This window comes from Streptomyces sp. Q2 (assembly GCF_056820935.1).
Map to the genome: position 1 here is coordinate 114,122 of NZ_JBXEJE010000003.1, position 23,663 is coordinate 137,784.

The following is a 23,663-nucleotide window of genomic DNA, read 5'->3' on the forward strand; positions in this document are numbered from 1 at the left end:
TCGGCCTGGAGTTCTCATGTCAGCCTTCTACACCCGCCACGCGGCCCTGCTCGAACAGGCGGTGGCCCGCACCACAGACCGCGGCTACTGGACGCCGTATCCGGAAATCCCCAGCGCCTCGGTGTACGGGGCCGGAACGCCGGAGTCGGGCGAGGGGGCCTTCCGCGCCCTCCTCGACCGCCCGTTCCCACTCGACGGGCACCCCAGCGCCGGCACCGTCCCGGCCACGGAGGTGTCGCCGTACGGCTTCCCCCTCGGCATCAGCTACCCGCATCTGGCGCCCGAGGCCGCCGTGGCGATCGCCAAGTCCGCGGCCCCGGCGTGGCGTTCGGCGAGCCCCGACGTCCGGGCCGGCGTGGCGGCCGAGATCCTGGCCCGCCTCAACACGGCGAGTTTCGAGATCGCGCACGCCGTCCAGCACACCACCGGCCAGCCCTTCGTGATGGCCTTCCAGGCGGGCGGCCCGCACGCCCAGGACCGCGGCCTCGAAGCGGTGGCGTACGCCTGGGAGGCGCAGCGGCGCCACCCGGCCACCGCGCGCTGGAGCAAGCCCCGGCGGCGGGGCGGACCGCTGGTGATGGAGAAGACGTTCACCCCGGTCGGCCGTGGTGTGGCCGTGCTCATCGCCTGCAACACCTTCCCCACCTGGAACGGCTATCCGGGCTTCTTCGCGAGCCTGGTCACCGGCAACCCGGTGATCGTCAAGCCGCACCGGCGGGCCGTGCTGCCGCTGGCGATCACCGTGCGGATCGCCCGCGAGGTGCTGGCGGAGGCCGGTTTCGACCCGGACCTGGTGCTGCTGGCCGCCTCGTCGCCCGAGGAGCGCATCGCTCCCGCCCTGGCCACCCACCCCGACGTGCGGATCGTGGACTTCACCGGTTCCAGCGAGTTCGGCGACTGGCTGGAGACCAACGCCCGCCAGGCCGCCGTGCACACGGAGAAGGCGGGCCTCAACACCGTCGTCGTGGACTCCACGGAGGACTACGCCGGACTGCTGCGCAACCTCGCGTTCTCGCTGTCGCTCTACAGCGGGCAGATGTGCACCACCCCGCAGAACATCCTGGTCCCCCGCGACGGGTTCCCCACCGACCAAGGTCCGCGTACGGCCGACGAGTTCGCCGCCGATCTGGGCTCCGCGCTGGACCGCCTGCTCCGCGACCCGACCCGCGCCGCCGCCACCCTCGGCGCGATCGTGAACGGCGGAGTCCTCGCGCGTCTGGAGGAGGCGACCGCCCTGGGCCGTATCGCGCATCCCTCCCGTGCCCTGTCACACCCCGACCACCCAGACGCCGTCGTGCGCACCCCACTGCTGGTCCGGCTCGACGCCGAGGCCGACGAGAAGACCTACACGGACGAGTGGTTCGGTCCGGTCTCCTTCGTCATCGCCACCGACGACACCGCGCACTCCCTGCGCGTCCTGCACGACACCGTACGGCGCCACGGCGCGCTCACCGCCTGCGTGTACGCGACCGGCGAGGACGTGCTGGCGGCGTCACGTGCGACGGCTCTTCAGGCGGGGGTGCACCTGTCGGAGAACCTGACCGGCGAGGTGTTCCCCAACCAGTCCGCCGCCTTCAGCGACTTCCACGGCACGTCGGCCAACCCGGCCGCCAACGCGACCCTGACCGACCCGGCGTTCGTCACCGGCCGGTTCTCCGTCCTCCAGTCCCGCCGCCACGCACCCGACCAGGAGCACGAGGAGCACACCGATGTCCGATGAGGTCTACCTGATCGACGGGGCCCGTACCCCGCAGGGCCGTTACGGCGGGGCGCTGGCCTCCGTCCGCCCCGACGACCTGGCCGCGCTCGTCGTCGGCGAGGCCGTGCGACGCGCCGGGGCCCCGGCCGGCTCCGTGGACGAGGTGATCCTCGGCGCCGCGAACCAGGCCGGTGAGGACAACCGGGACGTCGCGCGGATGGCCGTACTGCTGGCCGGACTTCCGCACACCGTCCCCGGATACACCGTCAACCGGCTGTGCGCGTCGGGGCTCACGGCCGTCGCGTCCGCCGCTCAGTCGATACGTGCGGGCGAGGCCGAGTTGGTCGTGGCCGGCGGGGTCGAGTCGATGACCCGTGCGCCGTGGGTGACGGCCAAGCCGGGCACGCCCTGGGCCCGGCCCGGCGACGTCCACGACACCTCACTCGGCTGGCGCTTCACCAACCCCCGCTTCGCCGCGACGACGACCCTGTCGATGGGCGAGACCGCGGAGGAGGTCGCCGCCCTGGACGGCATCAGCCGCCTGGAGGCGGACGCCTTCGCGCTGCGCAGCCACCGTCGGGCGGTGGCCGCGCGGACGGCGGGCCGCTTCGCGGCGGAGATCGTCCCGGTGCCGGTGGCGGACGGTGAGGTGACCGAGGACGAAGGACCGCGCCCGACCACCACGCTGGAGAGGCTGGGCAGCCTGCGCACCGCGTTCCGGCAGGACGGCATCGTCACCGCGGGCAACTCCTCGCCGCTGTCGGACGGGGCCGCAGCCCTGGTGGTGGCGAGCGGGGCGGCGGTGGAGCGCTACGGGCTGACTCCCCGCGCCCGAGTCGTCACCACGGCCTCGGCAGGGGTCGAGCCCCGCCTGATGGGGCTCGGCCCGGTGCCGGCCACCACCAAGGCCCTGGAGCGGGCGGGCTGGACGGCCGAGGACCTCGACGCGATCGAACTCAACGAGGCCTTCGCCGCCCAGGCCCTCGCGGTCATGCACCGGCTGAAGCTCGACCCTGACCGCGTCAACACCGACGGCGGCGCCATCGCCCTCGGCCACCCCCTCGGCTGCTCCGGCGCCCGCATCCTGCTCACCCTGCTGGGCCGACTGGAACGGGAGGGCGGCCGGCGAGGCCTGGCGACCCTCTGCGTCGGGGTCGGACAGGGCGTGGCCATGCTCGTGGAACGCATATGAACACGCGCGACGAACCGGCGCACGAGACGCCGCCGGACGTGAACGCGCCGTACGGGAAACCGGCGTACGAGACGCTGTCGGTCGAGGAGCGCGAGGACCGGGTCGTCGTCACCCTGCACCGGCCCGCCGCCCGCAACGCGATCAACGGCCGCATGATCTCCGAACTCCACAGCGTGTGCGAGGAGTTGGAGGGCTCCCCGAAGCTCCTGCTGCTCACCGGGCACGGCGGGGTCTTCGCCGGCGGTGCCGACATCGGCGAACTGCGGCGGCGTGGCCGGGACGAGGCGCTGGAGGGGATCAACAGCCGCCTGTTCGAGCGGGTACGCAGGCTGCCGCTGCCCACCCTGGCCGCCGTGCCGGGCTGGGCACTGGGCGGCGGCGCCGAGTTGGCGTACGCCTGCGACCTCAGGATCGCCGGGACGGACGCGGTCTTCGGCAACCCCGAGCCGGGCCTGGGCATCCTCGCCGGCGCCGGTGCGTGCTGGCGGCTACGCGAACTGGTGGGCGAGTCGGTGGCCAAGCAGCTCCTGCTCGCCGGGCGCACCCTCGACGCCCGGGCCGCACTCGCCTGCGGGCTGGTCATGGACGTCGTACCGGCGGACCGGCTGACCGCCGAGGCGCACGCGCTGCTCGACCGGATGGCCCGCTCCTCGGCGCTCGCCCTGCGGCTCACGAAGCTCGTCACCGACGCCTCGGGGGCCCACCCCGTGGCCGACGACCTCGCCCAGGCGGTGCTCTTCGAGAGCCCGGACAAGGAGGAGCGCATGACGCGCTTCCTGGAGAAGAAGGGAGGCCGGGCATGACCTCGGCAGCAGCACCACCGCCCGTGGTGGGGGTGATCGGCGGCGGTCGCATGGGCGCCGGTATCGCGCAGTCGTTCGCGGCCGCCGGGTCGCGCGTGGTCGTCGTGGAACGTGACGGTTCCGCGGCCGCCGCGGCGATGGAGCGGATCGCCACGGGACTTCGGCAGGCGGCCGAGCGCGGAACCCTCGCCGGGCTGTCGGACCTCGGCGTGCCGGACCGGGTAGCCGTGGTCTCCTCGGTCGACGAACTGCCCCACGACGCCGACCTGGTCGTCGAGGCCGTGCCGGAAGTCGCGTCCCTCAAAGTCGAGTTGCTTGCCGCCGCCGAGGACGTCGTGCACGACGGATGCGTACTGGCCAGCAACACCAGTTCCCTGTCCGTCACCGAACTCGCGGCCGTGCTGCGGCATCCCGGACGGTTCCTGGGCATGCACTTCTTCAACCCCGTGCCCGTCTCCGGCCTCGTCGAACTGGTCCTGGCCCCCGACACGAGCGAAGCGACCCGCACCGCGGCGGTCCGCTGGACACACGCCCTCGGCAAGGAGGACGTCGTCGTCAAGGACTCACCCGGGTTCGCCAGCAGCCGCCTCGGCCTCGCCCTCGGTCTTGAGGCGATCCGCATGGCCGAGGAAGGGGTCGCCGACCCGGAGGCCATCGACACGGCCATGCGCCTCGGCTACCGGCACCCGATGGGCCCGCTGCGCCTCACCGACGTGGTGGGACTCGACGTACGGCTCGCCATCGCGGAGCACCTGCACACGGCGCTCGGCGAGCGGTTCGCGCCGCCGCGGCTGCTGCGGGAGAAGGTCGCCCGCGGTGAGCTGGGCCGCAAGAGCGGTCAGGGGTTCTACCGATGGCAGTGAGCGAGAGACCGTCGCCATCGACCGAACGACCGAAGACGGTGAGCGAAAGAGCGTCGACATCGACCGAAAGACCGCCGACAGTGAGCGAGAGCCCTGCGTCGCACGGTGTCTCGTACGAGGTCACCGATGCCGTGGCCGTGATCGAACTGCGCGGACGCACGGGTGGCAACGCGCTCGACGCACACCTGCGCAGCGCCCTCCTCATGGCCGCCCGACGGCTGACCACGGACGCCCGGCGTGAGGTGCGGGCGGCCCTGATCACCGCTCGCGGTCGCCACTTCTGCGTCGGCCAGGACCTCAAGGAGCACGCCCAGCTGCTGAAGACCTCGCCCGCCACCGCCTTCGCCAACATCCCCGACCACTACAACCCGCTGGTGAAGGAGCTGCACGCGCTGCCGATCCCGCTCGTCGTCGCGGTCGAGGGCTCCTGCGTCGGTGCCGGACTGGGCCTCGCGCTCTGCGCCGACGTGCGCGTGGCTGCCGAGGGCGCCCGCTTCGCCACCGCGTTCGGCGGTGTAGGCCTCGCCTCGGATTCCGGCGTCGCCCGCGCCCTGGCCCGGCAGCTCGGCCCCTCCCGCACCGCCGGCCTCATGCTGCTCGGCGACACCTTCTCCGCACGGGACGCCGAACAGTGGGGGCTGGTGCACCGCGTCGTGGCGGACGGCTCGGCCCCCGCCGAGGGAGTGACCCTGGCCCGCGCGCTGGCCGCCGGGCCCACCGCCGCGCACCGGGAGACCAAGACACTGCTGCGGTCGGCGGCCATCACGGCCCTGCCGGCGGCGCTGGAGCGCGAGTCCGTCGTCCAGCGGCGGCTCGGCACCACCGACGACCACCGCGAGGCCGTCACCGCCTTCCTCGAACGGCGCGGCCCGGTCTTCCGCGGCCGCTGACCGCCCGTCATCCATGAACGGAGCACCCATGTCACCGAAACCCCCGCAAGAGACACCCATGCGAAAGGCACCCAGGCAAGACACACCCGCCTCCATGAACATGTCCTTGTTCGAGGACACCATCGCCCGTGACCAGCGCATCGAACCCCGCGACTGGATGCCCGACGCCTACCGGGCCACCCTCGTCCGGCAGATCGCCCAGCACGCCCACTCCGAGGTCATCGGCATGCAGCCGGAGGGCGAGTGGATCACCCGGGCACCCTCGCTGCGCCGCAAGGCGATCCTCTTCGCCAAGGTGCAGGACGAGGCGGGGCACGGGCTCTATCTCTACTCGGCGGCCGAGACCCTCGGCGCCGACCGCACCGACATGACGGAACGGTTGATCGACGGCCGCCAGAAGTACTCGTCGATCTTCAACTACCCCACCCGCACCTTCGCCGACGTCGGGGTGGTCGGCTGGTTCGTGGACGGAGCGGCCATCTGCAACCAGGTCCCGCTGTGCCGCACCTCGTACGGCCCGTACGGACGTGCCATGGTCCGCGTCTGCAAGGAGGAGTCCTTCCACCAGCGGCAGGGCTACGAACTGCTGCTGACGATGATGCGCGGCACCGACGAACAGCGCGCCATGGTGCAGGACGCCGTCGACCGCTGGTGGTGGCCGTCCCTGATGATGTTCGGCCCGCCCGACGACGACTCCCCCAACTCGGCGCGCTCCATGGCCTGGAGGATCAAGCGGCACTCCAACGACGTCCTGCGACAGCGCTTCGTCGACATGACCGTCCCTCAGGCCGAGAAGCTGGGCGTCACCCTGCCCGACCCGCACCTGCGGTGGAACGAGGAACGCGGCCACCACGACTTCTCCGCCCCCGACTGGGACGAACTGAAGCGGGTCGTCTCCGGTGCCGGACCGTGCAACGCCGAGCGGATCGCCCGTCGGCGGGCCGCCCACGAGGAGGGCGCCTGGGTACGGCGGGCCGCCACCGCGCACGCCGTCAAGCGGACCGCCCGGCTGCGGGAAGGAGCGGCGGCATGAGCACGACGAGCACCGGCGACTGGCCCCTGTACGAGGTGTTCGTCCGCGGCAAGCGCGGGCTCAACCACGTCCACGTCGGCTCCCTGCGCGCCGCCGATGACGACATGGCTTTGCTGCACGCCCGCGATCTCTACACCCGGCGCAACGAGGGCGTGAGCATCTGGGCCGTGCGCTCGGACACCGTCGCCGCCTCCTCGCCCGACGAGAAGGATCCCTTCTTCGCGCCCAGCGGCGACAAGGTCTACCGGCACCCCACCTTCTACGACATCCCCGACGACGTCCCCCACATCTAGGAACGTCCGACGAGACGTCCGACAACCCCCAGGAACATCCAGGAGCAGCGCATGACCGAAGAGGACCTGTACGTCGACGGCGAGGGCTCGCGGTGGGCATTCGGCACCGGGTTCACCGACCCGCTGCACGGCGTCGACCAGACAGTGCCCGACGGGGTGGACGCAGAAGACCTCGCCGCCTGCTGTCTGGCGCTCGGCGACGACGCCCTGGTGACCGCGCAGCGCCTGGCCGAATGGTGCACCCGCGCCCCGGAGTTGGAGGAGGAGCTGGCGCTGGCCAACATCGGACTCGACCTCCTCGGCCAGGCCCGTCTGCTGTACGCCAGGGCGGGCCGGGCCGACGGCACGGGCCGTGGCGAGGACGCGTACGCCTACTTCCGTGATCCGGAGGACTTCCGCAACATTCGCCTCGCCGAACTGCCGGGAGGCGACTTCGCGTTCACCGTCGCCCGCCTGCTGGTGCTGTCCGTCTGGCGGCTGGCCGTGTGCGAGGCGCTCGCCACCGCACCCGACCCGGTGCTGGCCGCGATCGCCGCGAAGAGCGTCAAGGAGCTGGCCTACCACCGTCGCTGGGCCGCCGAGTGGACGGTCCGGCTCGGGGACGGCACCGACGAGTCCGCCGCACGGATGCGGGCCGCGTTGGACGAACTCGCCCCTTGGCTCGACGAGTTGCTGTCGGACGGTACGGCCGCACGCCTCGGCGCGGATCCAGCCGCCGTAGCCGCGCGGACCCGGCTTGAGCTGTTCCACGTGCTCGCCGACGCCGGGCTGAACCGCTCCGCCGAGGTGTCCCCGCTCGACCCGCCGGCGTCCGCGGTCGCGGGTTCGGGCAGGAACGGTCAGCACACCCCGCACCTGGCGCCCCTCCTCGCCGAACTGCAGAGCGTCGCCCGCGCCCATCCGGACGCGTCGTGGTGACGGCGTCCGCGGAGCGGGCGTTGCGGATCGCCGCGGAGGTCCCCGACCCCGAACTGCCGATGCTGACGCTCGCCGACCTCGGGGTGCTGCACGGCGTCGAGGTGACGCCGGAGGGAACCGTCGTCGCACGGCTCACCCCGACGTACGCGGGCTGCCCCGCCGTGGCCGAGATGCGCGCCGAGGTGGCGGCCCGGCTGTTGGCCGCCGGCTTCGCCGACGTTCGGGTGGTCACGGTGCTCGACCCGCCGTGGACCACCGACCGGATCACCGACGAGGGCCGCCGCAAGCTGACGGAGCACGGCATCGCACCGCCCGGCCCACGCAGCGCGCCGGGTCCCGCACCGGCCCGGACCTGGCTGAGCCTGACCGTCAAGCCGCCCGAGGTTCCCTGCCCGCGCTGCGCCTCGGCCGACACCGAGGAGATCTCGCCCTTCGCCGCCACCGCCTGCACGGCACTGCGTCGGTGCCGCACGTGTCTGGAGCCCTTCCCTCACGTCAAGGACCTGCCATGACTCCGTCCCCTGTTCGGTCCCACCGTCGCCCCGGCTTCCACGCCCTGCGGGTGTCCGCCGTGGAACCGCTGTGCGCCGACGCGGCCGCTCTCACCTTCGACATCCCCGACCACCTGGCCGCCGAGTTCGCGTTCCGGCCCGGTCAGTGCCTCACCGTGCGCCGCGAGATCGACGGTCACGACGAACGACGCTCGTACTCGATCTGCTCACCGGCCGGTACGGCGCCGCGCATCGGCGTCCGCGTGGTACCGGGCGGCTTGTTCTCCTCCTGGCTCGTGCACGGCGTACGCGCCGGGGACACCCTGCAGGTCATGGCCCCGGCCGGTGCGTTCACCCCGGATCCGGCCAGTACCGGCGGCTTCGGCCACCAGGTGCTCGTCGCCGCCGGGTCCGGTGTCACGCCGATGCTGTCCATCGCCGCGTCCGTCCTCGCCGCGGACGAGGACGCGCGGGTCACGCTCCTGTACGGCAACCGGCGCTCGGGCACCGTGATGTTCGCGGACGAACTCGCCGACCTCAAGGACCGGTACCCGGCCCGTTTCCAGCTCGCCCACGTCCTGTCCCGCGAGCCGCGCGAGGCCGAGGTGCTCTCCGGCCGCCTCGACACGGCGCGGCTCACCGCACTGCTGGGCGCGCTCCTCGACGTCCGGGAGGTCGCCCACTGGTGGCTGTGCGGCCCGCACGGCCTGGTGCGCGACACCCGCACGCTGCTGACCGCGCTCGGGGTCCCGGCGGACCGTGTCCACCAGGAACTGTTCCACGCGGACGAGGATCCGCCCACGCCGGCCACCACCGACCGCGAAGACACCACCGACCGAGGCCCCGAGAGCGAGGTCACCGTCGTCCTGGACGGCCGGGCGACCACGTTCGCCGCGCCACGCCACCGCAGCATCCTCGACGGCGCCCAACAGGCCCGGCCGGACCTGCCGTTCGCATGCAAGGGCGGCGTCTGCGGAACCTGCCGCGCGCTCGTCACCGACGGCGACGCCGACATGCGCCGCAACTACGCCCTGGAACCGGCTGAGGTCTCGGCAGGCTACGTCCTCACCTGCCAGACCTATGCCGCCTCCGACACTCTCACGGTCGACTTCGACAGGTGAGAGTGTCGGAGGCAGACCCGGCCCATCGAGGAAGAAGGCTCGTGCGGTTGGCCGAGGCAGACACGAACGCCCTGGTACGCCGTCGCCTCACGCATCGAGCCACGCCCGCGCCCTTCCGCGTCAGCTCACTGTGACGGTGAGTCCGGAGTCCATGCCGTCACCAGGTCCAGGAGGCCGGGAAAACGGGCGTTGAGGTCGTCGACTCGGACGTGGCTGCGGCGTTCCAGGCCGTACTGGCGCCGGCGGGTGATGCCCGCCTCGCGCAGGGCGCCTCGTTCGTGCTCTCGTTCGGCCCCTCGCTGCTGTCCGGCCTGCTCGGCACCACCAGCCGGATCGTCGCCGGGGCCATGGCGTTCGTCATGGCCTCGCCGCCACCGGCGTGCAGTTCGCGGTCCAGAAGCTGCGCCGGCGCACGATCCTGATCGCTGGGGCGGTCAGCACCACCGCCAGCATGGTGACGCTCATCATCGCCGTGCACATGTCGTCGGTCCCCGTGCTCATCGCCTCCGCGCTGCCGGCCGGCGCCGGCCAGGGCATGGGCCAGCTCGGCGGACTGTCCCTGCTCAACTCCACTGTCCCACCAGAGCGGCTGGCCGAGGCCAACGCGGCGCTCAACGTGGGCGGTTACGTTCCGGCGGGCATCCTGCCGGTGCCGGCCGGCTACCTCAGCGACGCGGTGGGACTGACCACCGGAGCGACCATCTTCGCCACCGCCCTGATGAGCCTTGCGGTCATAGGCGGCCTCGTGGTCCTCGCCAGTCGGCGCCGGGTGCCCGAACCCGCCTGACACGGCCCGGCACCGGCTGCGGCGATCCGGGCATCCGGCCCGGCGGCCGGCCCGTATGACAGCCTCGGCGATCATCACCCCCCTGCGCACTGCGGCATCGGCCGCGACGCTGCTGCTCGCGTTCCTGACAGCCGGTGGAGTCAACGCATGGAGCCTGCACCGATCCCGGAGCGCTTCACGCTGGGCGGGTTCGGGCTCGGTCAACCAGGATGAGTGGATGCAGCAACCTGCCACCCTCGAAGCAGGGGCCGAGGCCATGCTCGCCCGGAAGTAGTCCTCCGGGGGACCGGTGCCGCCATGCGGGTGTGGCCTGCTTGACCGGCCGGGCCGCCACCCGCAGAGTCGAGATGCGGCACCGCAGCAGCGCCGCCTTCCTCCGCCGACCGGTCCGTCCGTCCAGGTGGCAGACGGCCCTGATATCCAGGAGCGACTGATCCGATGGTCTTCGACCTGGTTGTGATCGGTACGGCCGTCACCCTGGGGCCTTTGCACAACAGCGCCTTCATTCTGCTGCTCTCCTCGCGGCGCGGCATTCGCCAGGGCCTGGCCTTCCTGTTGTCGTGGCTGGCCAACCTGATCGTGGTGATCGCCTGCGTGGTGCTGCTGACCGGCGGTCAGCCTCCGGCCCGTCACAGCGTGCCCTCGACCGCCGCGATCGTTGCGAAACTCGCCATCGGCCTGGCACTGGTGCTGTACGGCGCATACCGCCACCGTCGACCGCCCCGCCCGCACGGCCCGCCACGCTGGACCGCCCGGATCGACAACGCCTCCCCGGCCACGGCAGCCGGCCTGGCATGGCTGCTGCAGCCCTGGGCACTGGTCGGCGTCGGCGCCGCGACCGCCGTGGACGCGAACCTCTCCACTCTCGCCGGCTGGCTGGCCCTGACCGGCTACTGCCTGCTGGCCACACTGAGCCTCATCGTCATGGAGATGTACATGGTCCGGGCGCCCGCGGCCGCGAACGCCCGGTTGAACGCCCTGCGGAGCTGGCTGGAGCAGCACCAGGAACAGCTGATCGTCACGCTCTCCCTGCTTCTCGGCCTGTGGCTGACGGCCCGGAGCATCGTCGAGCTGGTCGCCTGACACGGACGGCTGGCTGATCTCGTCCAGGACACAGGACGTGCCGGAGCCCGCTTGCCGCTGCGGACAGGTACCACCCGCCCGAGATCCCTGCTCCTGTCGACCGCGCTCGTGGGCGGCTTCCCGCAGCTATCAGATCATCACCTTAGAGCTCTGGAACCGGTCGTCGCGCCTGAGCGGCTGACGGGTGAGTAGCGGCGCAGCGAGCAGGTGCGGGGTCAGCGGCTCGCAGCCAACCAGGCGGCGTGCTCCGCACCATGAGCCGACACAAGCTCCCGGCGTGCATCTGCATCACCTTCCACCACCGAACCATGCCCCGGGCGCCCTGCGTTGAGCCCGGTGTGACGGGCTCCGCAGTCCGGATGGCACCGACCAAGGGCCAGCGACGCCACAGCTCAAGGCCCCTGTCACAGTGCGTCAGTAGCCGGTGCCGCGCTTGACCTGGCTCCGCTCGATCCCGTGGGTCGCGCCCTTGTTGTCCAACGTATGACACGCGTCGGCAATGTCCTGGCTCAGGTGATCGATCTGCTCGCGGCTCAGAGTCTCCTTCACCAGGGCGCGCAGGATCTTCACGCTCTCCGCGTTGGGCGGGAGCGTGTATGCCGGCACCATCCAGCCCCGCTCGGCCGAGAGTTGCCAGGCGATGTCGGACTCGTCGTACGAGTGCTTCCCGGCGAGACGGAAAGCGACCAGCGGCAGTTGCTCGAGGTCGCTCCCGATCACTTCGAAGCGGCCGCTGCTCCGCAGGTTGTCCGCCAACGCGCGGGCGTTCTCCTGCATGATCTTCATGACGTAGGTGTAGCCCTGGCGACCGAGCCGCACGAAGTTGTAGTACTGCGCGAGCACCATCGACGCACCGGTGGAGAAGTTCAGCGTGAACGTCGCGTCGGTCTTGCCCAAGTAGTTCTCGTAGAACACGAGGTCCTCGGCCAGGTCGGACTCCTCACGGAAAACCAACCATCCGATGCCGGGGTAGACCAGGCCGTACTTGTGTCCCGAGACGTTGATCGAGCGGACCTGCTCAAGCCGGAAGTCCCACTTCGAGTCCGGGTAGAGGAACGGCCACACGAAAGCACCGCTGGCACCGTCGACATGAATCGGGATGTCGAGGTCCCGCTCTTTGCGGACGTCCCGCAGGAGCTTGTCGATGCCGACGACATCGTCCTTGTGGCCGGTGAAGGTGGTGCCGAGGACGGCGACGACGCCGATCGTGTTCTCGTCGAGGTGGGGCTCCACGTCCTCAGGGCCGATCGTGTACTTGCCCTCGGCAAGCGGCACGATCCGCGGCTCGACGTCGAAGTAGCGGCAGAACTTCTCCCACACGACGTGGACGTCTCCCCCGAAAACCAAGTTGGGCCGGTCGGTCGAAAGGTTCGCTGCCTGGCGGCGCTCGCGCCACTTCCACTTCAGCGACAGCGCACCGAGCATGATCGCCTCGGACGAGCCCTGGGTCCGGCATCCAGTCGTCCTGCCCGGCGCGTGGAAGAGGTCGGCGAGCATACGCACGCAACGCTGCTCGATCTCGGCGGAAATGGGGTACTCCGCATGGTCGATGAAGTTGCGGTGGAGGTTCTCGGCGATCAGCCGTTGCGCCTCCGGCTCCATCCAGGTGGTGACAAACGTGGCGAGGTTGCGCTGCGGGTCGCCCTCCATGGCGAGATCCACATCCACGAGCCTCATGGCGTCCGTCGCGGCCATGCCTTCCTCGGGGAAGGTCTCCGAGGGAGCGGGCGCGGTCAGGAATCGGTTACCGAAAAGAGCGGCATCATCGCGCTTGGTCATGCAGCGATTCAAACAGCGCCGGAGCCTACTGCGGCCAAGGGACACACCGAGACGACGGAACCCCACGCCGGTCACGAACGGGACCCGGCGCGGAGTCGCTGACAGCCCCTGGGCCGCAGCGTGATGAGACGGCGACGTGATTCCTTCCACGCTGGGGCACTCCGCGCACGCTCTGAGCCGCAGTACGTCCGGGTCGGATCATCCGGTGATCATGCGTCTGCTGTTGATCGTCGCACCGCGGGCCACGTGGCGGCCTACAGGCACGATGGGTCAAACTACCCCTCGATCAGGTGCTGCGGTCCTGGTGGTTGTGGCTCAGGCGAACCCGTCGACGCATCGGCTGGGAGCATCGCGCAGCGCGGCGTGTCGGAGCTTTCGACCTGCCCGCCCCGCTCCGCCCGGGCGACATGCCGCGTGCGGGATGCGGCATGTCGCAGAGGGTCGGCGGGACGGCGTTTCGCCCGTCCTCGGTCCTGCCTGGGGTTCTAGGCTCGGGCCGTGGGGCAACCTGAGCAGTGTGCCGAAGGCGCGGGACCGTTCACCACCCGGCTCACCTGGCACCTTCCCGACGGCGGTACGGCCGTGTGGGAGTCCCGGCTCGCGCGGCGGCGTGGGGTGCTCTCCGTCCGTCCCGTCAGCGCGGCGGCCCCTCGTCACATCCGTGCGGACGCCGTTTCCCGCACCCGGCTGCGCCGACTCAACGCCATTGCCGCGATCGCCTTCGTCATCGGAGGGGCCTTGTTCGCGGCAGGCGCTGCCAACGCCCAATTCGGTTCCGGCGACGCCACCGAGTGCGCCTCGATCTACTTCGCGGGCGGCCTGTTCTTCACCACCGGCGGGTACGTCTCGCTGCTCCAGGTGATCAACGCACCCCGCCACGCCGCCGGCGGCGAAGGGCGGTTGGTCACCCGTCGCTGGCAATGGTGGAGCTACGAGCCGGCGCGGGTCGACTGGCTGAGCACGTTCGTCCTCTTCGCGGGCACGCTCGTCTTCGCCGTCGACCTGCTGGACTCCTTCCTGCGGGGTCTGACCGTCCAGCAGGTCAACCGGCTGATCTGGACGCCCGACGTGATCGGCTGTGTCCTCTTCCTGTTCTCCGGCCACCTGGCCTTCGTCGAGATCTGCCACGGCAGGCTCTGCGTCCGGCCGCACAACATCGGCTGGTGGATCGTCGCCGTCAACCAGCTCGGGTCGGTCCTGTTCATGGTCTCGGCGCTCGCAGCATTCACTCGCCCTGCCACCGGCAGTCTGGTCAACGCCGACATCGCCAACTGGGGCACCCTCACCGGCGCCCTGTGCTTCTCCCTCGCAGGCATCCTCCAACTCGGCGAACACTCGTAGGGCTCGTAGGGCTCGTAGGCGAGCTGACACCGAGCAACCGCCTCACCGGCCCGCCCGGTTCCGACGGCGTCGAAGGGTGGGGAAGTCAGGCATGTCGGCCGCGCCTATGGCCTTCCCCACTTGGTCGGCGCCGACCAGGTCTGCCCTCTTCGTCAGCTAGGTCAAGCGGCCATGCCGGAGGCCGACGGCATCAGCCCCACCCGGTCGGCGACCGGCAAGCGGTGACGGCGAGGAGGCCACCAGGCGCCCGGCTCAAACCGGAGGCGGTCGCCGCGGCCGTGGGGGGCTGCCCGAAACCGTCCCAGACGTCGGCGGAGAGGCGAGAGGGTGCGTCCCCGCGGCGCTTCCCTCAGGGGACTTCCGCGCCGTAATGGCGCAGCGCGCCCCTCAGCTCCACCCAGGTCCGCGGTCAGCGCCTGCACAACCGGGACAGCTCCGCCATCTGCTGCAGAACCACGGGTCCAGCTCCTCCCGCAGCCGTCCCGGGCAGCGCACATGGATCACCGTGAGCACGCGAGAGGCGCAAGGCGTAGATCATGAGCATAGAATCAAAAGTATGTTCGATGAGCTGCCGCCCGACCTTGATCGCCTGCACACCTTGCGGGTGTGGCACGCCATGTGCCTGGCGCGCATCGACAGCAAGATCGCAGCCGTGCGGAAGCGGCAGGCCGAAGCGGAGCACGGCCGCAACGGTCGGCCCCAGCCACCGGAGTGGGTCGTCGAACTCGGCATCGGCATCGAACGCCCGCCCGTCCAGATCCATGTCGGCGACTGTCACATGACAGGCGTACGCTGCCGCCCCGTCCAGCGCGACGAAGCCCGTCGGCTGCTCGCGGCGGGCTTGCGGGCCTGCACCCACTGCCAGCCCGACACCGCGCTGCAAATCCTCGACTTATCCGCCCGCCCGGTCTCCCTTGCCAGCGGCGCGCCGATCGAACATCTGCACAAGCTCATCGTTATGTTGCGTTCGCGGTGATCCACCCACATCACTTGAAACCGGACCCGCCCATGACCAGCACTCCCCCGCCACCGATCACCGAGCCGGACCCGTCCACCTTCGCCTGCTCCGGCAGCCTGGTCGGCCCCTGCTCCGGATGCCAGCGGCCCACCCACAAATACGGCAGCGGCGGTAGCCCTCTGTGTCAGTGGTGCATGGGCCCCGTCCGCGAGAAATGGGGGCCGACCGTCCGCTACACCAACACCCGCGCACAGGGATGATTGCGAAGACTGAAGCAGCGGGGTGCGTAACTAAAGCCGGGGGAGCCCGCGAAGGGCCGGGCCCGGCAACGCAGGACTGGAGGTGCCGAGCCGCGCACAGCGCCCCGGCACCTCCAGCGCACGCGCCGTCGAGCGCCGATCGGTCACGGCCCGACGAGCTCCTCGGAGCAGGCCGTATGGTCAGAGCCGAACGCGCCTGGGGCGATCCGAGTCGAGGGGCCGGCGATCCGCTGGGACACCTGACACGCCCCCGCGCCGCTGCCACCGTTTCCGATCTGGATGAGGGGCAGTCCCAGGAGCGAGAAGTGAGTCCCGTCATCCTGGCGCGGCCACGCTGAGTGACGGCCTACCTGGTTCGGACGGGGGTAACGCCCCGAGGCCCGGCTTCTGCGTGTCAGGGCCCTACGACTGGTTCGGCTCGCTTGCCTATGTCCGCTCGGCCTACTTCTGACAGGCCCCATGGCCATAGCCATAGCCATGGCGACGGCGACGGCGATGGGAAGGCACCAGGCACTCGCAGGGTGCGCCACACTGCTCGCGCTCGTAACCGCCGGTGACCTGCTGTCTCCTGGCCTTCGTCGGTCGCATCCGGGTCGAGCCGGTCATCATCCATGACCAGGCAACACCGCAGGCCCTGGCTCTGGCCCGGTCATGCCGCCGGGGCGGTGAACGTTCGCCGACGTCCCGGCGACCTGCCGTCGCCGCGCCGCACTCGACGCCGCGGCGACCTGCAGGATTTCGTGCCGGCCTCATGCCCAAGACGGGCCCGAGGCCGGCCCCAGGTCAGGCGGGGGTGATGTTCTCCGCCTGCGGGCCCTTCTGGCCCTGGGTGATGTCAAAGGTGACAGCCTGGCCTTCCTGCAGCTCGCGGAAGCCGGAGGCGTTGATGTTGGAGTAGTGCGCGAAGACGTCCGGTCCGCCACCGTCCTGGGCGATGAAACCAAAACCCTTTTCGGCGTTGAACCACTTCACGGTTCCGCTGGCCATGCTGGTGCCTCTCAGTCGATGTCAGGAACCGCACTCCGCGGCCCTGGAGGTGATCGCCCTGGTCCGGCACTGCACAGCAAAGCGCCCGCGCCTAAGCGCGGGCAGGTACTGCGAACCACGACAGCTGCTGATGACGCTACACGGGGAAACCGGCCCTCACCAGAGAGCAACAGCCATCAGTGCACACCGAATTCGGAAGGACTTCGTCTGAGAACCAGTGACACGACTTCGTGGTCCCAGCGCTGGACCGCTCACACTGGGCCGCCTGAGTGCCCGCGATACTTGGGCGATGACGGTCACGAGGGCACTGCGACACTCGAATGGTGGGCCAACCGATCGACCCTGCTTGGGCAGGATCGGTGTGCGATTCACAGTCCCCGTCACCGTAAGCGACTGGACGTGCGACGCGGTCCTCGACCCTCCCCTGTCAGCGGAGGACCGGGAAGGCTTCGACTTCCTGATGGAACTCGATCCGATGTTCACCCTGCGCTTCGACGACAGAAGCGCGTTCCTGGTCAACGTCGTCGCAGCAGGAGACGACGGACGACGCGTCCTCACGGCCTACCGGACAGGTGGGCAGACCGCGTGATCGCGGATGATCCCGTAGACGATGGGGCTCATCCCCCTTGATCGCTCCTGCGCGCGGCGGGCCGTGTGCCCTGACGTTCCCTGCCCTCGTCACGGGCTTGCTGGAAGGCCTCGGAGATTGTCTCCGCGGCACCGGACAGGGCTCCCTTGGTCTTGCCGCGGGCGCCTGACTCCGTGAGTTTTCCTGTGAGCTCCGTGAGCCCGGCCGGCTTGCGTGGCCCCGCTTCCAGATCGAGACGGTTGCATGCCTCGGCGAAACGCAGGTACGTGTCGACGCTGGCGACCACGATCCGAATGTCGATCTTGAGTATCTCGATACCGACGAGGGACACCCGCACGAACGCGTCAATCACCAGCCCGCGGTCGAGAATGAGTTCCAGAACGTCGTAAAGGCCACTGGAACCTCCTCCGCCACCTTGCTGTGTCGCCACCGTCATCCCGACCAGCCCCTGCCATCTGTCTCCGTGTGGTCCCGTCGACGCTGCCCCTCGCTGCGACGCAGGCTTTGGGTGCGAGTAGCCCCTACCACCCACGATCAAACGCACGTCCGAGACCAAGGCGAGGCGGGCCTGCGGCTGACGGGCGTGTCTGCCGGACGACGCAATGTGGCGCCGGTAACCGGCCGGGGGATGCGTCGAAGGCCTTGACCGGCAGGACGGAACCCGTTGCCATCGCGTCCTTACAGGCCACGCCTCCGGGCACTTTGTGATCTGGTGCTACGGGGGGACCATGGAAGCCGACGTCGTGTGCAGGCGTCGTCGGGACGCGCTCCGGGCCGACGGCGGCTCCTCGGCGCGGGCCTGCGGAAGGAGCGCCCGCGATGAGCGAATCCGAACGGCCTCCCGCGGACACCGGCCTGCCGGAGGATGAACCGACGCAGCCGAGCGGGCTGATGGATCTCCTCGGCGTGACTGCGGTGCTACTCGACGCCGAGGGGCGAATCGTCCTGTGGAGCCCGCAGGCAGAGGAGCTGTTCGGCTACAGCGCCGAGGAGGCGCTCGGGCAGTACGCCGCACGGCTGATGGTTCACCCGGAGCACTGGGACTGGGTGATCAAGAAGTTCGCCGCGGTCATGGAGACCGGCCAGAGCTGGGGCGGCACGTTCCCCATCCGGCGCAAGGACGGCAGCACGCATCCCGTGGAGCTGCGCAACATGCGGCTGATGGACGATCGCGGCGACTTCTACGCCCTCGGGCTGGGCACGGACTCTCCCATGCTGCACGAGCTGGAGCGGGAAGTCGCCCTGTCCACCCGGTTGATCTCCCAGTCCCCCCTCGGGGTGGCGATCCTCGACACCGATCTGCGGTACCTGACCGTCAACCCCGCCCTGGAGCGTATCCACGGCATCCCGGCCACGGAGCACGTCGGCCGCCGCTACCGCGAGATCTGGATCGCCGCCGAGTTCGAGGCGGCCGAGGCCGCGATGCGGCAGGTCCTCGAGACCGGGGTTCCGCTGGTCGACCGATCGCCCATCGTCGGCCGTACACCGGCCGACCCGGAGCACAAGCACGCCTGGTCGATCTCGGTGTACCGACTGGAGGACCCCCAGGGCCGGGTACTCGGGGTGGCCGAGCTGGTGGTGGACGTCACCGAGCGGTACGAGTCGGCCCTGGAGGCAAGCGAGACGCGGCGGCGGCTGGCCCTGATCGCCGACGGCTCCGCACGCATCGGCACCACCCTGAACGTCGAGCAGACCGCCCGGGAGCTGGCCGAGGTCACCGTTCCCGCCTTCGCCGACGTGGTCGCGGTCGACGTGCTCGACTCCGCCCTCGACGAGCACCGCCGCGCCTCCCGTACCGGCGGCCCCGCGGTCTTCCGCGCCCTCGCGGTGAAGGGCGCCTACTCCACCGACGCTGTCCGCGCCGTGGATCCGCCCGGTCACCTCGCCACATACGCAGCCGACCGCCTGGCGACTCGCTGCATCCGCACTGGCCGGCCCGTCCTGGTGCGCCACGCCAACGGGAACGACCTGACGCGCATCGCCCGTGACGACCGCTCGGCGATGCTCTTGGCGCGCGCCGGAGTGCACTCCTACATGGCCGTGCCGCTCACCGCCCGGGGCACCATCCTCGGCTTCCTAGGGCTCACCCGTGCCCGCGATCCACGCCCCTTCGACGAGGACGACCTCGCCATCGCGACGGAGCTGGCCTCCCGTGCCGCCGTGTGCATCGACAACGCCCGAGCGCACCAGACCATGCGCAACGCCGCCGAGACGTTGCAGCGCAGCCTGCTGCCGGACCACCCACCCGACGCTCCCGGCCTGCAGGTCGCCTCCCGCTACCTGCCCGCCCAGGCCGCCTACGAGATCGGCGGCGACTGGTACGACGTCCTCTCCCTGGCCGGCGACAGAACAGCACTCGTCGTGGGCGACGTCATGGGCAGCGGCATCGAGGCGGCCGCCACCATGGGCCGCCTGCGCACCGCCACCACCGCCTTCGCCGACCTGGATCTCGACCCCTCCCAGGTTCTCCAGCACCTCGACACGACCACGTCACGGCTGGAGCAGTACATCGCCACCTGTGTCTACGCCGTCTACGACCCCCACCGCGCCGAGTGCGCCATCGCCAACGCCGGCCACCTGCCACCGGTTCTCGTACGGGGCGGGCGGCAGCCGCGACTCCTCGACCTGCCCACCGGCACCCCACTCGGCGTCGGTGGCGTTCGCTTCGACACCACCACCGTCGGCGTCGCACCCGGCGACCAACTGGTCCTCTACACCGACGGACTGGTCGAAACCCGCCACCACCCCATCGACGAACGCCTCGACACCCTCCTGCGCCTGCTCGACGCACCGGCCGCCACCTTGGAGGAGACGTGCAACCGGCTCCTCGACGGCCTCAGGGAACCCGGGGAGCGCGACGACGTCGCCCTCCTGATCGCCCGTGCACACCCCTTCACGCCCGACCCGGCGCACCACGCCGCCTGAAAGCAGGCGGTCGTACGGACGGACGTGGTCGGCCCGGCTACCGTGCGCGTGCCACTCGGCTGATCCCGGGCACAGCGAAGCGAGTCCAGGACGACCAGTGGTGGCGGAGGCGGTCGGCCTTGACGAGAGCGGCCGGCGGGTGGTGAAGCAGTTGCGCTGCATCTACATCGCGTTGTAGGTCCACGGACGCCGCCATAAGGTCACTTGCATGTCTTTACGTCTTCGTATGCGTCAAGCACTGCCCGAAGCCATGCGCGCCCGTGACAAAGCCGCGGTGAGCGCCCTGCGCGCGACACTTGCTGCGCTGGACAACGCCGAGGCGGTGCCCGTGGGCGAAGCTGATCTCCGCGGCGTGGCCCTTGAGTATTCGCCGGTTGGTGTCGGCACCACGGAAGCAGCGCGGCATGAGCTGAGCGAGCGCAGTGTGGTGGATGTCGTGCGGGCGGAGGCCGCCGAACGCCTGGACGTCGCAGCGCAGTTGACCGCGCCCGCACACGCTGAGCGAGCCGCGCGGCTTCGCGCGGAGGCCGCCGTGCTGCTGCGCTTCCTCGACGGTCCCGGCACCGCACAGGAAACGGCGCCTCATCGCACGGGAGCGACACAGGAGCGGGGCCAGCGCCACGTACTGCCAGCGCATGATCATCCGCGGGGTCGGATGGACGACTGAACTCGTGCGCGTGATCCTGCACATCGACGAGTCGTGGGTCCTGGAGGTTGCCGAGCGGGCCGGCGGCAGCTGTCGCCATTGAGCGAGTAGAGCTCGGCGTGGTGGACGACGCGGTCGATCATCGCGGCGACGGTGTCTTCCCCGGTCCTCGCAGTGGATGACGTGGGGGACCACCTTGGGGTCAGCAAGGCGACGTCCGAGCCCGAGGTTTCTGCGCGTCTGCCATGACGCGACGCCCTTCAGCGTCTCAGCCCGGGGCTGTCCCCTTCAGCAGGATTCCGCGCCGCTGTTGCGCTCCGCAAGCCGAGCCTCCATTATCAGGATTCCTGTCATTTTAAAGTTGCAGCGATGAACGGACACGCCATGCCATTCAGTCCCCGCATCCAGGCCAGAGGGATCCAGTTGCTGCTCGGCGGCATGATGGCCCGCGTGCACAAGGACCTGCGCTTCACCGACATCCCGAAGCGTGTGGAATCCCTCCGGGTGGAGACCGGCGCCGGAGTCGTGACCTGCACCGTCTATCGCCCGTCGGACACGGCCGGGGCCCTCGCCCCCGTGTATGTCAACTTCCACGGTGGAGGCTTCGTCGTCAGCCGCCCCGAGCAGGACGACCACATCTGCCGCTACATAGCCGACGCAGCCGGCTGCGTCGTGATCAACGTGGACTACGCCGTCGCCCCACAACAACCGTTCCCCGCGCCCGTCACCCAGGCATACGACGTCGTCGCGTGGGTCGCGGCGAGCGGCCCCGCCAACAACTGGGACGGCTCGCGACTTGCCGTCGGCGGACACAGTGCGGGGGCCAACCTGACCGCCGCGGTCTGCCGCATGGCACGAGACCGCGGAGCCTTCTCCCCCAAGCTCCAGATCATCGACTCCGCTCCGCTGAACCAGCTCGCCGACCCCGCCACCAAGCTGTCCCCCATCGCCAAGCCACTGCTCACCCCTCGTCTCATGCGGGTCTTCACCGCCGCCTACGTCCCGGATCCGGCCGACCGTGCTGATCCCCTTGTCTCGCCCGGGCTGGCCGAAGACCTCGCCGGGCTGCCGCCCGCCCTGGTCATCACCGCGGAGCACGACCGTCTGCGCGACGAGGGCGACGCCTACGCCAAGGCGCTGGACGCCGCAGGCGTCGATGTCACCCACCGCGTCTTCGAGGGCGTCGACCACTACTTCACCCACACCGGCCCGGTGCCGGCCGGCAAGGAGGCCATAGAGCTGATGGCCTCCACCCTGCGCACCGCACTCAGCGCCTGAAACGTGAAAGCCCGGGCGCCGCGCGGCGGAGAGTAGCCGACGCCACACCTCCACGGGGGATGCGGCCGTTCTCGACGCGTGGACCGGGCCGGGGCCGTCCTGTGGGTCCGCGAGACGGGCTCTCAGCTGACGCTGGAAAACCCGTGGAGAACGGTAGGTCGAGCGTGTCAACCTGTCACCACCCAAGGGGTGTAGCTCAGAGGCCAGAGCGCCGGTCTCCAAAACCGGATGCCGCAGGTTCGACTCCTGCCACCCCTGCCGCCGGTCACGCCTCCCAGGCCGTCAGTCTCTATGCCTCTGCCGGGACCACCACCGGCCCAGACGTCACGTCACGTGCCGACGTTTTCCTCTCATCCTCGTGGACGACGTCCGGACGTGGAGGCCGAGGCCCCCTTCGGCTGTGCGTGCCCCTGCGGAGCAGGCTTCTGCTGACCGTCGGCTGGGTCCACGGCTGTCTTGCTGCTTACCGCCTGACTACCAAGACCTGCGCTGCGCACAGCTGAGGGAGGGGAAACATGGGCGAGAGAACCAACGGTCCGACGGCCAGGGGGCGAAGCGTCGGGTCGTCGCATCCCGCACTGCGGCACCTCGGCGCCATGCATCTGAGCGGAGCCATACTCCTGCTCACCTTCTTGGTGCCACCCTTCTGGATGCTGGACGCCGGCTACGCAACGCCACCAGGCAGTCCTCTCGCGGATGGCCCCTTCTTCCTCCTCTTCGTTGTACCGCTGGCATGCGCGACCATCCACGTGTCGGTACAAGTTCCGGCTGGGCTCTTGGGAACCCGGCTGGGCAGAAGCCGCACGACTCTGGCCAAGTACGGCAGCGCGGTCGCAGTGGCAAGCGCGCTGAGCTGGCTCCTGCTGTGGGGTCTTGGGTGGAACGACCGGGGTGGCATCGTGCCCGCCTGGGCTGATGCCACACTGCGCGTATCACTCGGTCTGACCGGATACATGTGGGTCATGCGGGCGCAGTCTGGATCCGGCCGGCACGGGCAAGACTGATCACAGGACGCGGATCCTTCTGCGAGGCCAGATGCGGCCGCTGATCTAATAGGCAGTGGACCAGGCTTGTGTGGTGTGGTGGATCCAGCGCTGGATGGTGGCGTTGATGCTGTCGGGCAGGGCGCTGAGCTGGTCGATGGCTTCCCGGTCCTCGAGGTGGGGCGGGACGCCGGCCGTGGTGAGGGCGGCATGCAGGTCAAGCCGCCTCAGGTCACGCGGGCCGACCGCGATGTCGAGACGCTGGGCGGGATTCGGGGGCGTCAGCAGGTAGTCGTCTTCCGTGGACTGCGAGGCCGGCTCCCCCGGGGTAGCAGACTGGTTGCGGGCGTAGGGATCGACGTAGGCCTGCGTCGCGGCGGACTCGAAAACTGTGGCGGTCAAGGGGATCTCCTCGCCTGAGGGGTATTCGGTTCTGCATCCCAGGAGTCGGTCCGTGCACAAGCCGGTTGCAGTACGGGCCTCACATCACGCGGAAGGCCGCATCGGCAGCTCATCCGCCCGTCACATCAGCTCTCCGCACCCGGGTCCTGGTCACCGGAACCACATCAACGCCCTCTCCCGCCGGTTCAAGGCCCAGAGTCCTGGCTCAGACGCCATCCGCTTGACGGATGCCGGAGTGGGCAGCAGCGGCCGGATGACCTGGCATTCCGCCCTCGTCATGTCGGAGGCGTAACACCGCAGCGCTCCGGTCCGTCCGCCGCGTTGTGAACCTGTGCGCGAGGC

Annotated in this window: 24 protein-coding genes, 1 tRNA gene and 1 pseudogene; 21 read left to right on the top strand and 5 right to left on the bottom strand. The window is 70.3% G+C overall.

Going from position 1 to position 23,663, the window contains the following annotated elements:
- The first annotated feature begins 16 nt into the window (after positions 1–16).
- The 10 genes from paaN (at position 17) to paaE (ending at position 9,303) form a co-directional block, all read left to right on the top strand.
- Entirely contained in the window at positions 17–1,720 is a 1,704-nt protein-coding gene (paaN, locus tag ACWBNA_RS04835; protein WP_482702629.1) for a phenylacetic acid degradation protein PaaN, read from the top strand.
- Positions 1,710–2,891, top strand: coding sequence for a thiolase family protein (locus tag ACWBNA_RS04840; protein ID WP_482702631.1), 1,182 nt, complete (start codon positions 1,710–1,712; stop codon positions 2,889–2,891). Before paaN ends, ACWBNA_RS04840 begins: the two co-directional genes overlap by 11 nt.
- The gene (locus ACWBNA_RS04845) at positions 2,888–3,694 is read left to right on the top strand and encodes an enoyl-CoA hydratase/isomerase family protein (RefSeq protein ID WP_482702633.1); all 807 of its coding nucleotides are present in this window, start codon (positions 2,888–2,890) and stop codon (positions 3,692–3,694) included. The genes ACWBNA_RS04840 and ACWBNA_RS04845 overlap by 4 nt, the downstream gene beginning before the upstream one ends.
- Positions 3,691–4,557 carry a 3-hydroxyacyl-CoA dehydrogenase family protein gene (locus tag ACWBNA_RS04850; RefSeq protein WP_482702635.1) on the top strand — a complete coding sequence of 289 codons (867 nt, stop codon included), beginning with the start codon at positions 3,691–3,693 and terminating at the stop codon, positions 4,555–4,557. The genes ACWBNA_RS04845 and ACWBNA_RS04850 overlap by 4 nt, the downstream gene beginning before the upstream one ends.
- Positions 4,558–4,637: 80 nt before the next feature.
- Entirely contained in the window at positions 4,638–5,447 is an 810-nt protein-coding gene (locus tag ACWBNA_RS04855; RefSeq protein WP_482702636.1) for an enoyl-CoA hydratase/isomerase family protein, read from the top strand.
- A gap of 94 nt (positions 5,448–5,541) precedes the next feature.
- Positions 5,542–6,480, top strand: a complete 939-nt coding sequence (paaA, locus tag ACWBNA_RS04860) for a 1,2-phenylacetyl-CoA epoxidase subunit PaaA (RefSeq protein ID WP_482702638.1) — start codon at positions 5,542–5,544, stop codon at positions 6,478–6,480.
- Positions 6,477–6,773 carry a 1,2-phenylacetyl-CoA epoxidase subunit PaaB gene (gene paaB / locus ACWBNA_RS04865; RefSeq protein ID WP_482702640.1) on the top strand — a complete coding sequence of 99 codons (297 nt, stop codon included), beginning with the start codon at positions 6,477–6,479 and terminating at the stop codon, positions 6,771–6,773. The genes paaA and paaB overlap by 4 nt, the downstream gene beginning before the upstream one ends.
- Positions 6,774–6,824: 51 nt before the next feature.
- Positions 6,825–7,691 (top strand): 1,2-phenylacetyl-CoA epoxidase subunit PaaC, encoded by an 867-nt coding sequence (gene paaC, locus ACWBNA_RS04870; RefSeq protein ID WP_482702642.1) that lies wholly within the window; start codon positions 6,825–6,827, stop codon positions 7,689–7,691.
- Positions 7,685–8,203 (top strand): 1,2-phenylacetyl-CoA epoxidase subunit PaaD, encoded by a 519-nt coding sequence (paaD, locus tag ACWBNA_RS04875; protein WP_482702644.1) that lies wholly within the window; start codon positions 7,685–7,687, stop codon positions 8,201–8,203. Before paaC ends, paaD begins: the two co-directional genes overlap by 7 nt.
- Entirely contained in the window at positions 8,200–9,303 is a 1,104-nt protein-coding gene (paaE, locus tag ACWBNA_RS04880) for a 1,2-phenylacetyl-CoA epoxidase subunit PaaE (RefSeq protein WP_482702646.1), read from the top strand. The genes paaD and paaE overlap by 4 nt, the downstream gene beginning before the upstream one ends.
- A 125-nt stretch (positions 9,304–9,428) precedes the next feature.
- Here the strand turns inward: paaE and ACWBNA_RS04885 are convergent.
- Positions 9,429–9,584 (bottom strand): annotated as a pseudogene (locus ACWBNA_RS04885) (ArsR family transcriptional regulator); the annotation flags it as partial.
- On the opposite strand from ACWBNA_RS04885, the gene ACWBNA_RS04890 reads away from it, so the two are divergent.
- The 3 genes from ACWBNA_RS04890 to ACWBNA_RS04900 all read left to right on the top strand — a co-directional run bounded on the left by ACWBNA_RS04890 (position 9,513) and on the right by ACWBNA_RS04900 (position 11,173).
- Positions 9,513–9,725, top strand: coding sequence for a hypothetical protein (locus ACWBNA_RS04890; RefSeq protein WP_482702648.1), 213 nt, complete (start codon positions 9,513–9,515; stop codon positions 9,723–9,725). The pseudogene ACWBNA_RS04885 and the gene ACWBNA_RS04890 sit on opposite strands and share 72 nt — an antisense overlap.
- Positions 9,683–10,090 carry an MFS transporter gene (locus ACWBNA_RS04895; protein WP_482702650.1) on the top strand — a complete coding sequence of 136 codons (408 nt, stop codon included), beginning with the start codon at positions 9,683–9,685 and terminating at the stop codon, positions 10,088–10,090. Before ACWBNA_RS04890 ends, ACWBNA_RS04895 begins: the two co-directional genes overlap by 43 nt.
- A gap of 438 nt (positions 10,091–10,528) precedes the next feature.
- Positions 10,529–11,173, top strand: coding sequence for a GAP family protein (locus ACWBNA_RS04900; protein ID WP_482702652.1), 645 nt, complete (start codon positions 10,529–10,531; stop codon positions 11,171–11,173).
- Positions 11,174–11,587: 414 nt separating this feature from the next.
- Here ACWBNA_RS04900 and gad read toward each other — a convergent pair whose 3' ends face one another.
- Positions 11,588–13,102, bottom strand: coding sequence for a glutamate decarboxylase (gene gad / locus ACWBNA_RS04905; RefSeq protein WP_482702654.1), 1,515 nt, complete (start codon positions 13,100–13,102; stop codon positions 11,588–11,590).
- 348 nt (positions 13,103–13,450) lie between these two features.
- Between gad and ACWBNA_RS04910 the strand changes: the two genes are divergently transcribed.
- The 3 genes from ACWBNA_RS04910 (at position 13,451) to ACWBNA_RS04920 (ending at position 15,511) form a co-directional block, all read left to right on the top strand.
- On the top strand, positions 13,451–14,293 hold the full coding sequence (locus ACWBNA_RS04910; protein ID WP_482702656.1) for a hypothetical protein: 843 nt from the start codon (positions 13,451–13,453) through the stop codon (positions 14,291–14,293).
- 556 nt (positions 14,294–14,849) lie between these two features.
- Positions 14,850–15,269 (top strand): DUF6233 domain-containing protein, encoded by a 420-nt coding sequence (locus ACWBNA_RS04915; protein ID WP_482702658.1) that lies wholly within the window; start codon positions 14,850–14,852, stop codon positions 15,267–15,269.
- A gap of 32 nt (positions 15,270–15,301) precedes the next feature.
- The gene (locus ACWBNA_RS04920; RefSeq protein ID WP_482702660.1) at positions 15,302–15,511 is read left to right on the top strand and encodes a hypothetical protein; all 210 of its coding nucleotides are present in this window, start codon (positions 15,302–15,304) and stop codon (positions 15,509–15,511) included.
- A gap of 783 nt (positions 15,512–16,294) precedes the next feature.
- On the opposite strand, the gene ACWBNA_RS04925 is transcribed toward ACWBNA_RS04920, so the two are convergent.
- Positions 16,295–16,498, bottom strand: coding sequence for a cold-shock protein (locus ACWBNA_RS04925; protein WP_037751662.1), 204 nt, complete (start codon positions 16,496–16,498; stop codon positions 16,295–16,297).
- A 361-nt stretch (positions 16,499–16,859) separates the two neighbouring features.
- Between ACWBNA_RS04925 and ACWBNA_RS04930 the strand changes: the two genes are divergently transcribed.
- A complete protein-coding gene (locus tag ACWBNA_RS04930; RefSeq protein ID WP_482702662.1) occupies positions 16,860–17,087 on the top strand; it encodes a hypothetical protein in 228 nt (75 codons plus the stop codon).
- Positions 17,088–17,115: 28 nt separating this feature from the next.
- Here ACWBNA_RS04930 and ACWBNA_RS04935 read toward each other — a convergent pair whose 3' ends face one another.
- Entirely contained in the window at positions 17,116–17,523 is a 408-nt protein-coding gene (locus ACWBNA_RS04935; protein WP_482702664.1) for a gas vesicle structural protein GvpA, read from the bottom strand.
- A gap of 383 nt (positions 17,524–17,906) precedes the next feature.
- Between ACWBNA_RS04935 and ACWBNA_RS04940 the strand changes: the two genes are divergently transcribed.
- The 4 genes from ACWBNA_RS04940 (at position 17,907) to ACWBNA_RS04955 (ending at position 22,194) form a co-directional block, all read left to right on the top strand.
- Complete coding sequence (locus ACWBNA_RS04940; RefSeq protein WP_482702666.1) at positions 17,907–20,012, top strand: SpoIIE family protein phosphatase; 2,106 nt, start codon at positions 17,907–17,909, stop codon at positions 20,010–20,012.
- A 250-nt stretch (positions 20,013–20,262) separates the two neighbouring features.
- Complete coding sequence (locus ACWBNA_RS04945) at positions 20,263–20,679, top strand: GatB/YqeY domain-containing protein (protein WP_482702974.1); 417 nt, start codon at positions 20,263–20,265, stop codon at positions 20,677–20,679.
- Positions 20,680–21,042: 363 nt separating this feature from the next.
- Positions 21,043–21,936, top strand: coding sequence for an alpha/beta hydrolase (locus ACWBNA_RS04950; protein WP_482702668.1), 894 nt, complete (start codon positions 21,043–21,045; stop codon positions 21,934–21,936).
- Positions 21,937–22,121: 185 nt separating this feature from the next.
- Positions 22,122–22,194 (top strand) — tRNA-Trp (locus tag ACWBNA_RS04955).
- Between the two features lie 791 nt (positions 22,195–22,985).
- Here the strand turns inward: ACWBNA_RS04955 and ACWBNA_RS04960 are convergent.
- On the bottom strand, positions 22,986–23,321 hold the full coding sequence (locus ACWBNA_RS04960; protein ID WP_482702670.1) for a hypothetical protein: 336 nt from the start codon (positions 23,319–23,321) through the stop codon (positions 22,986–22,988).
- Positions 23,322–23,663: the final 342 nt, after the last annotated feature.

Excerpts from the sequence above, each read along its gene's own strand:
- paaN (WP_482702629.1), top strand. The coding sequence starts at position 17 with ATGTCAGCCTTCTACACCCGCCACGCGGCCCTGCTCGAACAGGCGGTG.
- ACWBNA_RS04945 (WP_482702974.1), top strand. The coding sequence starts at position 20,263 with ATGCGCGCCCGTGACAAAGCCGCGGTGAGCGCCCTGCGCGCGACACTT.
- ACWBNA_RS04940 (WP_482702666.1), top strand. The coding sequence starts at position 17,907 with ATGAGCGAATCCGAACGGCCTCCCGCGGACACCGGCCTGCCGGAGGAT.
- paaE (WP_482702646.1), top strand. The coding sequence starts at position 8,200 with ATGACTCCGTCCCCTGTTCGGTCCCACCGTCGCCCCGGCTTCCACGCC.
- ACWBNA_RS04950 (WP_482702668.1), top strand. The coding sequence starts at position 21,043 with ATGCCATTCAGTCCCCGCATCCAGGCCAGAGGGATCCAGTTGCTGCTC.
- ACWBNA_RS04925 (WP_037751662.1), bottom strand. The coding sequence starts at position 16,498 with ATGGCCAGCGGAACCGTGAAGTGGTTCAACGCCGAAAAGGGTTTTGGT.
- ACWBNA_RS04845 (WP_482702633.1), top strand. The coding sequence starts at position 2,888 with ATGAACACGCGCGACGAACCGGCGCACGAGACGCCGCCGGACGTGAAC.
- ACWBNA_RS04840 (WP_482702631.1), top strand. The coding sequence starts at position 1,710 with ATGTCCGATGAGGTCTACCTGATCGACGGGGCCCGTACCCCGCAGGGC.
- ACWBNA_RS04850 (WP_482702635.1), top strand. The coding sequence starts at position 3,691 with ATGACCTCGGCAGCAGCACCACCGCCCGTGGTGGGGGTGATCGGCGGC.
- ACWBNA_RS04900 (WP_482702652.1), top strand. The coding sequence starts at position 10,529 with ATGGTCTTCGACCTGGTTGTGATCGGTACGGCCGTCACCCTGGGGCCT.
- ACWBNA_RS04920 (WP_482702660.1), top strand. The coding sequence starts at position 15,302 with ATGACCAGCACTCCCCCGCCACCGATCACCGAGCCGGACCCGTCCACC.
- ACWBNA_RS04915 (WP_482702658.1), top strand. The coding sequence starts at position 14,850 with ATGTTCGATGAGCTGCCGCCCGACCTTGATCGCCTGCACACCTTGCGG.
- paaA (WP_482702638.1), top strand. The coding sequence starts at position 5,542 with ATGAACATGTCCTTGTTCGAGGACACCATCGCCCGTGACCAGCGCATC.
- ACWBNA_RS04935 (WP_482702664.1), bottom strand. The coding sequence starts at position 17,523 with ATGACGGTGGCGACACAGCAAGGTGGCGGAGGAGGTTCCAGTGGCCTT.
- paaC (WP_482702642.1), top strand. The coding sequence starts at position 6,825 with ATGACCGAAGAGGACCTGTACGTCGACGGCGAGGGCTCGCGGTGGGCA.
- paaB (WP_482702640.1), top strand. The coding sequence starts at position 6,477 with ATGAGCACGACGAGCACCGGCGACTGGCCCCTGTACGAGGTGTTCGTC.